Raw genomic sequence first — 13,367 nt, 5'->3', positions numbered from 1 at the left:
TGTCCTGGATGGTAGCCAACACGCGAACACCGGCTCGCGCTAGTACCTGCGCACGCCTGGCTGGGCCGTTCCGCGGCCCAGCTTACAGCCAGACGCGCGACGTCCCGTGCTGACCAAACGACTGGTGCGGCGAGCTCAGGCGAGGTCGTCGGCTGAGCGCTTGCCCCGTTCAGGTGTTCTCCTTGGTCTGCCTTTTGCCGAACACCGCTACGCGCTGCCCGCGAGAACTGGCGCCTGGTAGAGGCAAGGCGTTCGAGGTATGCCGGGGTACGCCTTGCCGGGTCGACCCTCCGGGGGATCGCGCAGCGGTAGGGGGCTCGCGCCCGCTGGGGCCAAACGGATCTGAGGCCAGGGCAGCGACTGGCGCTGCCCTGGCTCAGTGAGCGGCCGCCTTGCTCAGGTCGGCGTCGTTCCATTCGGTGTAGACGCAGGCGTCGCTGGCGGCCCAGCGCAGCCGCACCACCTGACCGGGCTGCAGGCCCTGGGCATGGGCCAGCGACTTGATCATCAGCTGGGCACCTCCTGCGGTCTGCAGCGTGCAGCTCTGGCTCTCGCCCAGGAACAGTGCCTCGCCGACCCGTGCCGGGATCTCGTTCCAGCCCGCCGGCATGGGCAGGGTCGCCGCCTGTTCGGTGGTCAGCAGTTGCAGCTTTTCCGGTCGCAGCATCAGCAGCAACGCCTGCTCCGGTCTGACGCCGGCGGTCGGGCGCATCGCCAGCTCCTGGCCTTCGAAGGTGCAATGGGCCTGGGCCCGGGCGGTGATCTTGAGAAAGTTGGAGTTGCCAAGAAAGGCCGCGACGAAGGCATTCGGCGGATTCTGGTAGAGGTCGTAGCCACTGCCCAGGCCGACGACGCGGCCATGGCTGAAGATGGCGATACGCTGCGACAGCCGCAGCGCCTCTTCCTGGTCGTGGGTCACGTAGACGATGGTGATCCCCAGCCGGCGGTGCAGCTGGCGCAGTTCGTCCTGTAGGTCTTCACGCAGCTTCTTGTCCAGGGCGCCGAGGGGCTCGTCCATCAGCAGGATGCGCGGTTCATAGACCAGCGCCCGGGCGATGGCCACCCGCTGCTGCTGGCCGCCGGAGAGCTGCGCCGGCCGCCGATGGGCGAAGGCGTCGAGCTGCACCAGGCGCAGCATGGCGTCGACCTTCTTGTTGCGCTCCGCCGCGCCGACCTTGCGGATATCCAGGGGGAAGCCGATGTTGTCGCGCACCGACAGGTGCGGAAACAGCGAATAGCGCTGAAACACCATGCCGATGTCGCGCTGGTGCGGCGGTACTCGCAGCAGCGAGCGGCCGGCGACGCTGATGGCCCCCGAGCTGGGTGTCTCGAAGCCCGCCAGCATCGACAGGGTGGTGGACTTGCCCGAGCCGCTGGAGCCCAGGAAGGTGAGGAATTCGCCCTCCTGGATGTCCAGCGAAAGATCGTCCACGGCGGTGAAATCGCCATAATGCTTGTTGAGGTTCTGCAGGCGGACCAGGGGGGCCGCGGCGGCGGTGTTCTGAAGGACGGCGCTCATGGCAGGGCTCCGGGTATCAGCGGGATTGGGGTTGGCGGCGGCGCAGCAGGGCAGCGGCGAGCATCACCAGCAGGGAAAGACCGATCAGCACGGTGGAGGCCACGGCGATCACCGGGGTCAGGTCCTGGCGCAGGGTGGACCACATCTTTACCGGCAGGGTCTGCAGGTTGGGACTGGCCATCATCACGCTCAGCACCACCTCGTCCCAGGACACCAGGAAGGCGAACAGCGCCCCGGCGAAAACGCCCGGCCAGATACCTGGCAGGGTCACCCGGTAGATCGCCTGCAGGCGCGAGGCACCGCAGATCACCGCGGCATCCTCGATGGACTGATCGAACAGCTTGAGCGAGTTGATGATGGCGATCAGCGCGAAGGGCAGGGCGACGATCACGTGACTGACTACGAAGGCCAGCAGGGTGCCGGTGTAGCCCAGGCGCAGGAACAGCGCGTAGATGGCCACGGCGATCACCACCAGCGGCACGATCATCGGCAGGGTGAAGATCGCATAGAGCGTCTTGCGTCCGGGAAACTTGCCGCGCACCAGGGCGAAGGCGCAGGGCAGCGCCAGGGCCACCGAGACCAGGGTGGTCAGCAGTGCCACCTTGAGGCTGGCCAGGGCGGCCTGCATCCATTCCGGGTTGGCGAAGAACTGGTGGTACCACTTCAGCGTCCAGCCCGGCGGCGGGAAGACCAGCCACTGGGAGGAGCCGAACGACAGCAGCACGATGAAGACTATGGGCAGCAGCAGCACCGCGGCGATGGCGCCGGTGATCAGCAGCAGGCCGCCGCGCAGGCGCCAGCCGATGGCGTTGGGAGTCAGCAGCATGGGTCACCTCGCGTTCTGGGGGTCGACCGGGGATTCCGGTTGCAGTCTGAGATAGAGGGCGAACAGCACCAGGGCGATGACGATGAGCAAGGCCGCGGCGGCGCTGGCCAGTCCCCAGTTCAGGAAGGACTGCACCTGCTGGATGATGAATTCTGGCAGCATCATGTTCTGCGCCCCGCCCAGCAGCGCCGGGGTCACGTAGTAGCCGAGCGACATGACGAACACCATCAGCGCCCCCGAGCCCAGGCCGGAACGGCACATCGGCAGGAACACCTTGCGGAAGTTGGTCCAGGGACTGGCGCCGCAGATGGCGCCGGCCTGCAGCACCATGGGGTCCATGGCCTGCAGGGTCGCCTGCAGCGGCAGCACGATGAAGGGGATCATGATGTAGGTCATGCCGATCACCACCCCGGTCAGGTTGTTCACCAGCGCCAGGGGCTCGTCGATCAGTCCCATCGCCATGAGCAGCTTGTTGATTACCCCCGAGCCCTGCAGCAGTACCAGCCAGGCGTAGGTGCGGGCGAGCAGGCTGGTCCACATCGACAGCAGCACGATGTTGAACAGCCACCGGCCCCAGCCCCGCGGCATCAGGGTGATGGTCCAGGCCAGTGGAAAGCCGATCAGAACGCTGAACAGGGTCACCAGGGCGGCGACCCCGAAGGTGTTGAGCAGCACCTGGGCGTAAGCGCCGTTGGCGAACAGGGTCTGGTAGTTGCCGAGGCCCGGCGTGGGTTCGAGAACGCCCCGCAGCAGCAGGCCGATCAGCGGAATCAGGAAGAACAGGCCGAGGAACAGCAGGGCAGGGACGAGATGACTCGCCCCCTTCCAGCGTACGGCCCTCTCACCCCGGTTCCGCGCCGGGTCGCTCACCCGGCGCTTGGGGTCCGTGGCGGTGCCGAGCACCGCCCGGCTGGAGCTCGAGGCGGACATGTCATTTCACCAGCCATTCGTTCCAGCGACTGGCGATCTCGCCACCGTGCTGGGCCCAGTAGGCGAAGTCCAGGGTCACCTGCTCGCTGGCGTAGGCCGTGGGCAGGTTCTTGGCCAGGTCGGGCGTCAGCTTGGCGACGCTGTCGACGTTGACCGGGGCGTAGGCGGTGAGGTTGGCGAAGTCCGCCTGGCCCTTGGCACCACTCGCCTCGGCGAGAAACTTCATGGCCGCGTCCTTGTTCTTGGCGCCCTTGGGCACCACCAGCATGTCGGCCATGACCAGATTCTGCTTCCAGCTCACGCCGACCGGCGCGCCGTCCTGCTGGAGGGCATAGACCCGACCGTTCCAGAACTGGCCCAGGGTCGCTTCACCCGAGGCGAGCAACTGCTGGGACTGGGCGCCACCACCCCACCAGACGATGTCCTTCTTGATGGTGTCGAGCTTCTTGAAGGCTCGGTCCAGGTCCAGCGGATAGAGCTTGTCCTTGGGTACGCCATCGGCCAGCAACGCGAGTTCGAGCACGCCGGGGCTCGGCCACTTGTAGAGGGCGCGCTTGCCGGGGTAGGTGGCGGTATCGAACAGCGCCGACCAGTCCTGGGGCTGCTTGCTACCCAGCTTGCCCTGGTTGTAGCCGAGCACGAAGGAGAAGAAGAAGGAGCCCACGGCATGGTCGTTGACGAAGCGTGGATCGATCTTGCTGCGGTCGATGGTCTTGAAATCCAGGGGCTCGAGCAGCCCCTGCTGGGCGGCGCGCAGGGCGAAGTCCGCCTCCACGTCGACCACGTCCCACTGGACGTTGCCGCTCTGCACCATGGCCTGCAGCTTGCCGTAGTCGGTGGGGCCATCCTGCACCACCTGAATGCCGGTCTGCTGGGTGAAGGGCTCGGCCCAGGCTTTCTTCTGGGCGTCCTGGGTAGTGCCGCCCCAGCTGGTGAAGTTGAGGCTTTCCGCCTGGGCTTGAGCGCCCAAGGTGGCGAGCAGGCCGGCGACGACCACGGATACGACTTTGCGCTTCAGCAACATCTTGATGCCCTCTCTGTTATTGGATCGACGCGGCCAGAAGACCTTGTCAGTTCTAAGAGCAGTGCGGCCAGGGGCCAGAGAAAAGAGGCCTTGGTCTTGTTCTGTCGGGCCCGTCTGATCCGGGCCTTGGCGTAATTCGATATTATGGTATTCCAAACCTTTTGCAAGCTTTCCCGCATGACGTTTTGCCATCATCCGGGGAAGGGTACGGTCTCGACGATCTCCAGTTCGTAGCCGGTCAGGCCGGCATAGCGCAGCGGCAGACCGAGGTGGCGAATGCGGCCGACACCCAGGTCCTGCAGGATCTGGGCCCCGGTTCCCACTTCGGCGTAGATGCGCGACTGGGAGCGCTCGAACAGGCGCTTGGGCTGGGTCAGCGAGGGCACCCGGGCGAGCAGCGCCTGGGAGGATTCGTGGTTGGCCAGCACCACCACGATGCCATGGCCTTCCTCGGCGACGCGTTGCAGGGCGGCCCATAGGGTCCAACTCGGCGGACCGCTGTATTCGGCGCCGACCAGGTCGCGCAGCGGGTCCAGGGCATGGACGCGGACCAGGGTCGGGGTCTCGCGATCGAGCTCGCCCATCACCATGGCCAGGTGGACGCCACCCTCGATGCGGTCTTCGTAGGTCAGCAGGCGGAAGGTGCCGTGCACGGTGGGCAGTTCGCTTTCGCCGATGCGGACCACGGTGTGCTCGTGGCGCAGGCGATAGTGGATGAGGTCGGCGATGGTGCCGAGCTTGATGCCATGGCGCTCGCCGAAACGCTCCAGGTCCGGTCGGCGGGCCATGCTGCCATCGTCGTTCATCACCTCGACGATCACTGCCGAGGGATCGCGCCCGGCCAGGCGGGCCAGGTCGCAACCGGCCTCGGTGTGGCCGGCACGGGTCAGCACGCCACCGTCACGGGCGCGCAGCGGAAAGATGTGGCCGGGCTGGACCAGGTCGCGCGGGCTGGCATCGGGCGCCACCGCGGCTTCGATGGTACGGGCCCGGTCCGCCGCCGAGATGCCGGTGGTGACGCCGATGGCCGCCTCGATGGAAACGGTGAAGGCGGTGCCGTGGACGGTGCCGTTGTCGCTGACCATCTGCATCAGGTTGAGCTGGCGGCAGCGCTCTTCGGTCAGCGTCAGGCAGATCAGACCGCGGGCTTCCCGGGCCATGAAGCTGATCGCCGCCGGGGTGCAGGCATCGGCGGCGAGCAGAATGTCGCCTTCGTTCTCGCGGTCTTCGTCATCGACCAGGATGACCATCTTGCCTGCCCGGAAATCCTCGATGATCGCTTCGATGGGGTGGATGGCCACGGTAACCTCACGGATAGGCTGGATTGCTCTGTAATCTGGTATACCATGAGACAAATTGTAGCGAAAGAGGTGAGACTCCATGAAAGGCTATTGGATCGCCCAGGTCGACGTGACCGATCCCGAGGCATATCGCGGCTACACCGAACGCGCCCCGGCGGCATTCGCCCGCTATGGCGGTCGCTTCCTCGCCCGCGGTGGAAGGGCAGAGCAACTGGAAGGCGAAGGCTGGGCGACGCGCCGGGTGGTGATCGAATTCGATACCTACGACCAGGCGCTGGCCTGCTATCGCTCGGCGGAATATCAGGAAGCCTGCGGTCACCGCCAAACGGCGGCACGGGCCGAGATATTCATTGTCGAGGGACTGTAAGGTAGGCACCCGACCCGGCGTCTGCCGGGTCCGGGTGAAGGCGGACTAGCGCTCGATGCGCGGTTCGTCCTGCACGCGGGGTACGAAGAGTTCGCGGGCCACTTCGCCTTCGTGCTCCTGTTGCCGCTGGAGATAGTCGAGGGCCACCTTGGCGGCCGAGCGCACGTGGTCGACCGAAGCCTGGTGCGCCGCCAGGGCATCCCCGCTGCGGATCGCCGCGACGATGCGTTCCATCTCGGCATTGCTCGCCTGGCGGCGATTGGCCTGGGACACCGAGGTGGCTCTCAGGTAGCTGACGCGCGCCTGCAACTGGCGCAACTGGGTGGCGGCGACGCGATTGCCGCAGCCCTCCATGAGCACGTCATAGAAATTCTGTACGGACTCGATAACCTCCGGCAGCTCGGCGCCTTCCAGGGCTTCGCGGTTTTCCGCCAGGGCCTGTTCCAGCGCGGCGATCTCTTGGGGACCGGCGCGCAGGGTGAACAGTTGGACGATCATGCCCTCCAGCACGCAGCGCAACTCATAGAGGTCGCAGGCGTCCTGCAGGGTGATGATGGCCACCCGCGGTCCGCGGGCATCGGCAAATTCCACCAGGCCTTCGGATTCGAGGTGGCGCAGGGCCTCACGCACCGAGGTGCGGCTAACGCCCAGGCGGTCGCAGAGATCGCGCTCCACCAGGCGATCGCCCGGCAGCAACTGGAAGTTCAGGATCGCCTGGCGCAGGCGATTGCAGACCATTTCACGCAGGGTGACCGGGCTACGGGTGATCTTGAAGCTGTCGTCTAGTTGCGCGCGTCTCATGGGGCTCTCTGGCGGACCGGTTCTACAGGCGACGACGAGGCACGCGACTGGATGGAACCTGCGTGCTCGCCCGGGCGGAAGAGGGCAAGTCTAGCATGCCCCCTGCAGGCGTTCATGGGCCCGTCCGCTCAGGCATAGATCGGCGCCGCACCCATCCGGCCGCGGTGATAGAGCATGGGGATCACCTCCTGCTCCGGCACGATGAGATTCTTTACCGCGCCGACGATTATGGCGTGGTCGCCGCCATCGTATTCGCGCCACAGCTCGCACTCGATGACCGCGGTGGCATCGGCCAGCAGCGGATTGCCGAGGGCGCTGCGCGTCCACTCGATGCCCTGGGTCTTGTCCTTGCCCTTGCTGGCGAAGGCGTAGGCGATGCGCTGCTGCTCCGCGCTCAGCAGGTGGATGGCGAAGCCCTTGCCATCGCGCAGCAGGGGATAGGTGTCGGAGCTGTAGTTGGGGCAAAACAGCACCAGCGCCGGATCCAGCGACAGGGCGCTGAAGGCACTGGCGGTCAGGCCGGCGAGGTTGCCCTCGGCATCCAGGGTGGTGACCACGGTAACGCCGGACGGAAAGGCGCCCATCACTTGCTTGTAGATTGTCGGATCGATCATGACTGCCAACCTCGTTCAACGCATCACAAAGGGATCGGGCATCGGTGCCTGGGACAGGTTGATCCATACCGTTTTGGTTTCGGTATAGGCCAGTACCGAGTCGATGCCGCTCTCGCGGCCGTAGCCGCTGTTCTTGAATCCGCCGATCGGCGCCATGGCCGAGACGGCGCGATAGGTGTTGACCCAGATGATGCCGGAGCGGATGTCCCGCGCCAGGCGATGGGCGCGGCCCAGGTCGCGGGTCCAGATGCCGGCGGCGAGCCCCAGCTCGCTGTCGTTGGCCAGGCGCAGGGCCTCGGCCTCGTCCTTGAAGCGGATCACCGCGGCCACCGGGCCGAAGACTTCCTCCTGCATGATGCGCAGCGAGTGCCGGTCGCATTCCAGCAGGGTGGGTTCGTAGTACCAGCCGGCGCTGCCGGTGTCGGGACGCTTGCCGCCCAGGCGCAGGGTGGCGCCTTCGGCCAGGGCGTCTGCCACCAGCCGCTCAACGATGGCGAGCTGCTGCGCGGTGGCCATGGGGCCCATCTCGCTGGCGTCGTCCTGGGGATTGCCGATGCGGATGCGCTGGGCACGTTCCACCAGGCGGGCGACGAATTCGTCGTAGATCTCGTCCTGTACCAGCAGCCGCGAACCGGCCACGCAACTCTGCCCGGAGGCGGCGTAGATGCCGGCTACCGCGCCATTGACGGCGCTGTCCAGGTCGGCGTCGGCAAAGATGATGTTGGGTGACTTGCCGCCCAGCTCCAGACTCAGCTTGGCGAAGTTCTCAGCGCTGGCGCGGACCACGTGGCGGGCCGTGGCGGCACCGCCGGTAAAGGCGATCTTGCGCACCAGCGGGTGGCGGGTCAGGGCCGCACCGGCGCCCGGGCCATAGCCGGTCACCACGTTGAACACGCCGGGCGGAATGCCGGCTTCCAAGGCCAGTCGCGCCAGCTCCAGGATGGTGGCGGAGGCGTGCTCGGATGGCTTGATCACCACGGTGTTGCCGGCGGCCAGGGCCGGGGCGACCTTGATGGCGGTAAGGTACAGCGGACTGTTCCAGGGCACGATGCCGGCGATCACGCCCAGGGGTTCATGCACCGTGTAGGCGAAAAGGTCGGTCTTGTCGAGGGGCAGGGTGCCGCCTTCGAGCTTGTCGGCCAGCCCCGCGGTGTAGTGGAAGAATTCCGGCAGGTAGCCCACCTGGCCGCGGGTCTCGCGGATCAGCTTGCCGTTGTCGCGGCTTTCCAGCTGGGCCAGGGCTTCCTTGTTGGTGGCGATGAGATCGCCCAGGCGGCGCAGGAGCTTGCCGCGGGCACTGGCTGTCAGACCGCGCCAGGCCGGTGCCTCGAAGGCCCGCTGGGCCGCCTGGACCGCGCGGTCGACGTCGTCGGCGTCGGCATCGGGCAGCTCCGCCCAGGGCGTCGCGGTGGCCGGATCGAGACTGGTGAAGGTACGGCCCGAGCGGGCCGCGGTCCATTCACCGTCGATGCACATCTGAAAGGCTTGCAGGGTCATGCCACGTATCCCTTGATGGAGGTGGAAGGGGCCTTGCCCAGGGCGTCGTCGATAAAGTCCAGCAGCAGGGCGTTGACCAGCTTGGGTGACTCGACCGGCATCATATGGCGTTGATCGGCTAGCACGGCAGTGCGGGCCCGAGGAATGCGCGCGGCCAGCTGGCGCGCCATCTCCGGGGTCGAGCCGCTGTCGAGCTCGCCGGTGGCCACCAGGGTGGGCACCTGGATGCTGTCCAGGCGCTCGGCGCCATAGCGGTCCTGGGTCGCGAACAGCGCATAGGTGGTCAGATAGCCCTGGGGGTCGTTGTTGGCGAAGGCCTGCCGCAGCGCCTGGATCTGCGCCGGATTGGCACCCTGGTATTCGCGGCTGAACCAGCGGGCCAGGGCACTATCCAGGTTGGCGTCGGGGCCTTCGAGTTCGGCCTGGCGGGTCCGCTCCAGGACCCCGCTGCGTTGCTCCACCGAGCGATTGAACACGCTGTTGAGGATCACCAGCGCGTCCAGTCGCTGCGGATGGCCGAGGGCGAAGGCCCGGGCAACCAGGCCGCCCATGGAGAAGCCGACCACCACCGCCGTCTCCAGCGCCAGGTGATCGAGCAACTCGGCGAGCTGCCCGGCATAGTCGTCGAGCGTCGCTTCCGCCGCCGGACGCCGGCTGGCGCCGTGCCCGAGCATGTCGTAGGCGATCACCTGGTAGCGTGGGGCGAGGCCCGCGAGTTGACCGCCCCACATCTCCTTGCTGAGCCCCACGCCATGGATCAGGACGAGCGGGCTGCCATCGCCGGCGATGCTGTAGGCGGTGCCGGCGGGGGTCTTGGCGTCTGTAGACCGGATCATTCGCGGATTCTCCTCAGCGCGCCTTTTCAGCCGCGAGTTCCTCGAGGTCGATGTAGCGGTTGCCGATGCGCGGATGCAGGCGGCCACCGTCGGCGGCGCCCAGTACTACCACGATCTCGTCGGCGCGCGGCGCGTCCTCGATGCGCATTTCCAGGGTGATGTAGTGCGATCTCAGGCCCTCGTCGTCCTTGTGCATCATGGGGATCTGGATGGAGGTGCCCGGCGCGCCGCGCTTGTTGGTGAAGCTCAGGTAGCTCTTGGCCTGGACCGCCTCGCGGTAGTGGTTGCCGAATCTGAGGGTGTGGATGACCGCCGAGGCGTGTTCGATCTCGCCGTCGGCGCCGACCACCGCCGCCTTGCCGTAGGCCTCGATGCGCTCGGCGCCGCCGATGGCACGGGTCAGGCGCTCGACGATGAAGGCGCCGAGGTCGGAGCAGTGGGCCTTGATCTCGGGCTTGAGGTCTTCGACGAAGCCCTTGCCGGCCCAGGGGTTGCGGATCACCACGGCGACGCCGGCCATGGTCACCGGCTTGTCGGTGGCCTTGCCGCCTTCGATGTGGGTCTCTTCGAGGTAGGTGACGACCTTGCGGATTTCGAAACTCATGCTGACTCCAGAGATGTCTGTTGGATGATGGTATGCCAGGCGCTTGGGCGTGTTGGAGGTCTGCGTCTCGGCGCAGACCGCGGATCAGGCGAAGGCCGGCGCAACCTGGTCGATGAACAGCTGCAGCGACTTCTTCTTCTCGGCGAAGGGCAGGCTGTTGTCGCACCAGAAGCTGAATTCGTCGACGCCCAGTTCCTCGTAGTGCCGCAGGCGGGCAATGACTTCTTCGGGGGTGCCGATCATGGTGTTCTTGCGGATGTTTTCCAGCTCGAACTCCGGGCGGCCGGCGAATTTCTCTTCCGGACTCGGCGCGAGAAAGCCGTTGACCGGGGTTTCCTTGTTGCCGAACCAGGCATCGAAGGTGCGGTAGAAGCGGCCGATGGCCTGGGCGCCGATCTTCCAGCCCTCGGGCTCGGCGGCGGCGTGCACATGGGTGTGGCGCAGCACCATCAGCTTGGGCCGGGGCACCCCGGGATTGTTGGCCAGGGCGCTGTCGAACTTGTGCTTGAGGTCGACCACCTCCTCGTCGCCCTTCATCAGCGGCGTGACCATGACGTTGCAGCCGTTGGCCACGGCGAAGTTGTGCGAATCCGGATCCCGTGCGGCGATCCAGATCGGCGGAGTGCCGACCGGCTTGGGCACACTGGTGGAGGTGGGGAATTGCCAGACCTCGCCGTCGTGGGCGTAGTCGCCTTCCCAGAGCTTGCGCAGCGCCGGCACCAGTTCGCGCAGGTGCTTGCCACCGGCGGTGGCGGGCAGGCCGCCGGCCATGCGATCGAATTCCACCTGGTAGGCGCCACGCGCCAGGCCCACTTCCATGCGGCCTGCGCTGATGACATCGAGCAGGGCGCATTCGCCGGCGGCGCGCAGCGGGTGCCAGAAGGGCGCGATCAGCGTCCCTGCGCCCAGGCGGATGGTCGAGGTCCGGGCAGCCAGGTTGGCCAGGATCGGCATGGGGCTGGGGGAAATGGTGTATTCCATCGCATGATGCTCACCGACCCAGACGGTGCAGAAACCACCGGCCTCGGCCATCAGGGTCAGTTCGGTCAGCTCTTCGAACAGCTGCCGATGGCTGACGCTTTCGTCCCAGCGTTCCATGTGCACGAACAGGGAAAATTTCATAGCAGCCTACCTCTTGTCTTCCACCCCGGCACAGGGGCTCGGGTGTCTCTTGTTGGCGGTACGCGACGGCTCGGCCAGTCGATGTTTTTATTGGTATACCATAATACGCGAACTGGCAAGCAGAGATGTAGCGAGATCTGGTGGCCGTAATTGACCGGCCCGACTACCGGCGCGGGGGTTGTTGTGTAATCTGGTATACCGTAATACTTTCTGCTCACCAGGACGACCTGTCCAGCAGGCGTCTTCCACAACTACAACAATGGAATTCCTGGATGTCCGCAGCCCCTCGCTCCGCCGTCGCCATCGAAACCCATACCGTGGATCACGTCGCTCCGGCCGAACGCCACGGCCATAGCCGCGATCTCTTCACCCTCTGGTTCAGCACCAATATCGCGCCGCTGCCCATCGTCACCGGGGCCATGGTGGTCCAGACCTTCCACCTGAATCTGGCCTGGGGCCTGCTAGCCATCGTGCTCGGGCATCTGCTCGGCGGGGTGGTGCTGGCCCTGGCCTCGGCCCAGGGCCCGCGCCTGGGCATTCCGCAGATGGTGCAGAGCCGCGGCCAGTTCGGCCGCTATGGCGCGCTGTTGATCGTCTGCGTCACGGCGCTGATCTACGTGGGCTTCTTCACCTCCAACGTGGTGCTGGCCGGCAAGTCGATCCAGGGCCTGGTGCCGGCGGTGCCCATGCCGGTGGCCATCGTGCTCGGCGCCCTGAGCGCCACCGCCATCGGGGTGATCGGCTATCGCTGCATCCATACGCTCAATCGCTGGGGCACCTGGGTGATGGGCGCCGGACTGCTGGCCGGCTTCGCGATGATGCTTAGCCAGCCCCTGCCGGCGGACTTCCTCACCCGCGGCGGCCTCAACGCCAGCGGCTTCATCGCCACCCTGTCGCTGGGGGTGATCTGGCAACTGAGCTTCTCGCCCTACACCAGCGACTATTCGCGCTATCTGCCGGAATCCGTCGGCATCGCGCGCCCCTTCTGGGCCACCTATCTCGGCGCCACCCTGGGCACCATCCTGGCGTTTTCCTTCGGTGTGGTGGCGGTGCTGGCGGTGCCAGCCGGCGGCGACGCCATGGCCGCCGTGGCCCAGGCCACCGGCTGGCTGGGCCCGGTACTGATGGTGCTGTTCCTGCTCAACATCATCAGCCACAACGCCCTCAACCTCTATGGCGCGGTGCTCGCCATCATCACCTGCGTGCAGACCTTTGCCGCCGGCTGGACGCCGGGCGTCAAGGTCAAGGTGGTGTTGTCGAGTCTGGTGCTGGTGGGCTGTTGCGGCGTGGCGCTGATGGCCTCCGCCGATTTCATCGAGAGATTCATCGGCCTGGTGCTGGCCATGACCATGATCCTGGTGCCCTGGGCCGCCATCAATCTGATCGACTTCTATCTGATCAAGCGCGGCGACTATCACATTCCCTCGCTGTTCGCCGCCGAGGGCGGCCGCTATGGCCGCTTCAACCGCCATGCCATCGCCGCCTATGCGGTCGGCATCCTGGTGCAGCTGCCGTTTGCCAACACCGCGCTGTTCAAGGGGCCCTATGCCGACCTGGTGGCGGGCGCCGATCTGTCCTGGCTGTTCGGGCTGCTGGTGACCTGCCCGCTGTATTTCTGGCTGGCCTACCAGGGCTCGCCGGCCCAGGCCGCCCGGCTGCAGGGCGCCTCTGCACAATGACCGGCACCGCTGCTGCCCGCCACCTTCAATCCCCTCCCGAGGAATCCCGCTCATGTTGCAAGACGCTTCCCTGTTTCGCCAGCAAGCCTATGTCGACGGCGCCTGGATCGACGCCGACAGCGGCGCCACCGTCAAAGTGGACAACCCGGCCACCGGAGAGACCCTGGGCACCATTCCCAAGCTCGGCCGCGCCGAGACCAAGCGCGCCATCGACGCCGCCAACCGCGCTCTGCCGGCCTGGCGCGCA

General features: G+C 66.4%; 14 protein-coding genes. 3 read left to right on the top strand and 11 right to left on the bottom strand.

What is annotated here, in order from left to right:
* Positions 1–376 precede the first annotated feature (376 nt).
* The 5 genes from DBY63_RS19640 to ribBA all read right to left on the bottom strand — a co-directional run bounded on the left by DBY63_RS19640 (position 377) and on the right by ribBA (position 5,600).
* The gene (locus tag DBY63_RS19640; RefSeq protein WP_108582619.1) at positions 377–1,519 is read right to left on the bottom strand and encodes an ABC transporter ATP-binding protein; all 1,143 of its coding nucleotides are present in this window, start codon (positions 1,517–1,519) and stop codon (positions 377–379) included.
* A gap of 16 nt (positions 1,520–1,535) precedes the next feature.
* Positions 1,536–2,345, bottom strand: coding sequence for an ABC transporter permease (locus tag DBY63_RS19635; protein ID WP_108582618.1), 810 nt, complete (start codon positions 2,343–2,345; stop codon positions 1,536–1,538).
* 3 nt (positions 2,346–2,348) lie between these two features.
* Positions 2,349–3,275 carry an ABC transporter permease gene (locus tag DBY63_RS19630; protein ID WP_108582617.1) on the bottom strand — a complete coding sequence of 309 codons (927 nt, stop codon included), beginning with the start codon at positions 3,273–3,275 and terminating at the stop codon, positions 2,349–2,351.
* 1 nt (position 3,276) lies between these two features.
* Complete coding sequence (locus DBY63_RS19625) at positions 3,277–4,299, bottom strand: ABC transporter substrate-binding protein (RefSeq protein ID WP_108582616.1); 1,023 nt, start codon at positions 4,297–4,299, stop codon at positions 3,277–3,279.
* 191 nt (positions 4,300–4,490) lie between these two features.
* On the bottom strand, positions 4,491–5,600 hold the full coding sequence (gene ribBA, locus DBY63_RS19620; RefSeq protein ID WP_108582615.1) for a bifunctional 3,4-dihydroxy-2-butanone-4-phosphate synthase/GTP cyclohydrolase II: 1,110 nt from the start codon (positions 5,598–5,600) through the stop codon (positions 4,491–4,493).
* Between the two features lie 79 nt (positions 5,601–5,679).
* Here ribBA and DBY63_RS19615 point away from each other — a divergent pair, with 79 nt between their 5' ends.
* Complete coding sequence (locus tag DBY63_RS19615) at positions 5,680–5,967, top strand: DUF1330 domain-containing protein (RefSeq protein ID WP_108582614.1); 288 nt, start codon at positions 5,680–5,682, stop codon at positions 5,965–5,967.
* A 45-nt stretch (positions 5,968–6,012) separates the two neighbouring features.
* Here the strand turns inward: DBY63_RS19615 and DBY63_RS19610 are convergent, their stop codons facing one another.
* The 6 genes from DBY63_RS19610 to DBY63_RS19585 all read right to left on the bottom strand — a co-directional run bounded on the left by DBY63_RS19610 (position 6,013) and on the right by DBY63_RS19585 (position 11,441).
* Positions 6,013–6,768 (bottom strand): GntR family transcriptional regulator, encoded by a 756-nt coding sequence (locus DBY63_RS19610; protein WP_108582613.1) that lies wholly within the window; start codon positions 6,766–6,768, stop codon positions 6,013–6,015.
* Between the two features lie 128 nt (positions 6,769–6,896).
* On the bottom strand, positions 6,897–7,382 hold the full coding sequence (locus DBY63_RS19605) for a flavin reductase family protein (protein WP_108582612.1): 486 nt from the start codon (positions 7,380–7,382) through the stop codon (positions 6,897–6,899).
* A 15-nt stretch (positions 7,383–7,397) separates the two neighbouring features.
* A complete protein-coding gene (locus DBY63_RS19600; RefSeq protein WP_108582611.1) occupies positions 7,398–8,879 on the bottom strand; it encodes an aldehyde dehydrogenase in 1,482 nt (493 codons plus the stop codon).
* The gene (locus tag DBY63_RS19595) at positions 8,876–9,715 is read right to left on the bottom strand and encodes an alpha/beta fold hydrolase (protein ID WP_108582610.1); all 840 of its coding nucleotides are present in this window, start codon (positions 9,713–9,715) and stop codon (positions 8,876–8,878) included. Before DBY63_RS19595 ends, DBY63_RS19600 begins: the two co-directional genes overlap by 4 nt.
* A 13-nt stretch (positions 9,716–9,728) precedes the next feature.
* A complete protein-coding gene (locus DBY63_RS19590) occupies positions 9,729–10,319 on the bottom strand; it encodes an amino acid synthesis family protein (RefSeq protein ID WP_108582609.1) in 591 nt (196 codons plus the stop codon).
* A gap of 84 nt (positions 10,320–10,403) precedes the next feature.
* Complete coding sequence (locus DBY63_RS19585; RefSeq protein WP_108582608.1) at positions 10,404–11,441, bottom strand: LLM class flavin-dependent oxidoreductase; 1,038 nt, start codon at positions 11,439–11,441, stop codon at positions 10,404–10,406.
* Positions 11,442–11,713: 272 nt separating this feature from the next.
* Here DBY63_RS19585 and DBY63_RS19580 point away from each other — a divergent pair, with 272 nt between their 5' ends.
* On the top strand, positions 11,714–13,120 hold the full coding sequence (locus tag DBY63_RS19580) for a cytosine permease (RefSeq protein WP_108582607.1): 1,407 nt from the start codon (positions 11,714–11,716) through the stop codon (positions 13,118–13,120).
* Between the two features lie 52 nt (positions 13,121–13,172).
* A partial coding sequence (locus DBY63_RS19575; RefSeq protein ID WP_146750265.1) for an aldehyde dehydrogenase family protein occupies positions 13,173–13,367 on the top strand: 195 nt, incomplete at its 3' end.

The sequence above is a fragment of the Pseudomonas sp. RIT411 genome (assembly GCF_003057735.2).
Classification (GTDB): Bacteria; Pseudomonadota; Gammaproteobacteria; order Pseudomonadales; family Pseudomonadaceae; genus Chryseomonas; species Chryseomonas oryzihabitans.
The sequence above is the reverse complement of the archived record's forward strand: the minus strand, read 5'-3'. Positions and strand labels throughout refer to the sequence as shown.

Coding starts and splice junctions, on each gene's coding strand:
- DBY63_RS19640 (WP_108582619.1), bottom strand. CDS start 1,519: ATGAGCGCCGTCCTTCAGAACACCGCCGCCGCGGCCCCCCTGGTCCGC.
- DBY63_RS19635 (WP_108582618.1), bottom strand. CDS start 2,345: ATGCTGCTGACTCCCAACGCCATCGGCTGGCGCCTGCGCGGCGGCCTG.
- DBY63_RS19630 (WP_108582617.1), bottom strand. CDS start 3,275: ATGTCCGCCTCGAGCTCCAGCCGGGCGGTGCTCGGCACCGCCACGGAC.
- DBY63_RS19625 (WP_108582616.1), bottom strand. CDS start 4,299: ATGTTGCTGAAGCGCAAAGTCGTATCCGTGGTCGTCGCCGGCCTGCTC.
- DBY63_RS19615 (WP_108582614.1), top strand. CDS start 5,680: ATGAAAGGCTATTGGATCGCCCAGGTCGACGTGACCGATCCCGAGGCA.
- DBY63_RS19610 (WP_108582613.1), bottom strand. CDS start 6,768: ATGAGACGCGCGCAACTAGACGACAGCTTCAAGATCACCCGTAGCCCG.
- DBY63_RS19605 (WP_108582612.1), bottom strand. CDS start 7,382: ATGATCGATCCGACAATCTACAAGCAAGTGATGGGCGCCTTTCCGTCC.
- DBY63_RS19600 (WP_108582611.1), bottom strand. CDS start 8,879: ATGACCCTGCAAGCCTTTCAGATGTGCATCGACGGTGAATGGACCGCG.
- DBY63_RS19595 (WP_108582610.1), bottom strand. CDS start 9,715: ATGATCCGGTCTACAGACGCCAAGACCCCCGCCGGCACCGCCTACAGC.
- DBY63_RS19590 (WP_108582609.1), bottom strand. CDS start 10,319: ATGAGTTTCGAAATCCGCAAGGTCGTCACCTACCTCGAAGAGACCCAC.
- DBY63_RS19585 (WP_108582608.1), bottom strand. CDS start 11,441: ATGAAATTTTCCCTGTTCGTGCACATGGAACGCTGGGACGAAAGCGTC.
- DBY63_RS19580 (WP_108582607.1), top strand. CDS start 11,714: ATGTCCGCAGCCCCTCGCTCCGCCGTCGCCATCGAAACCCATACCGTG.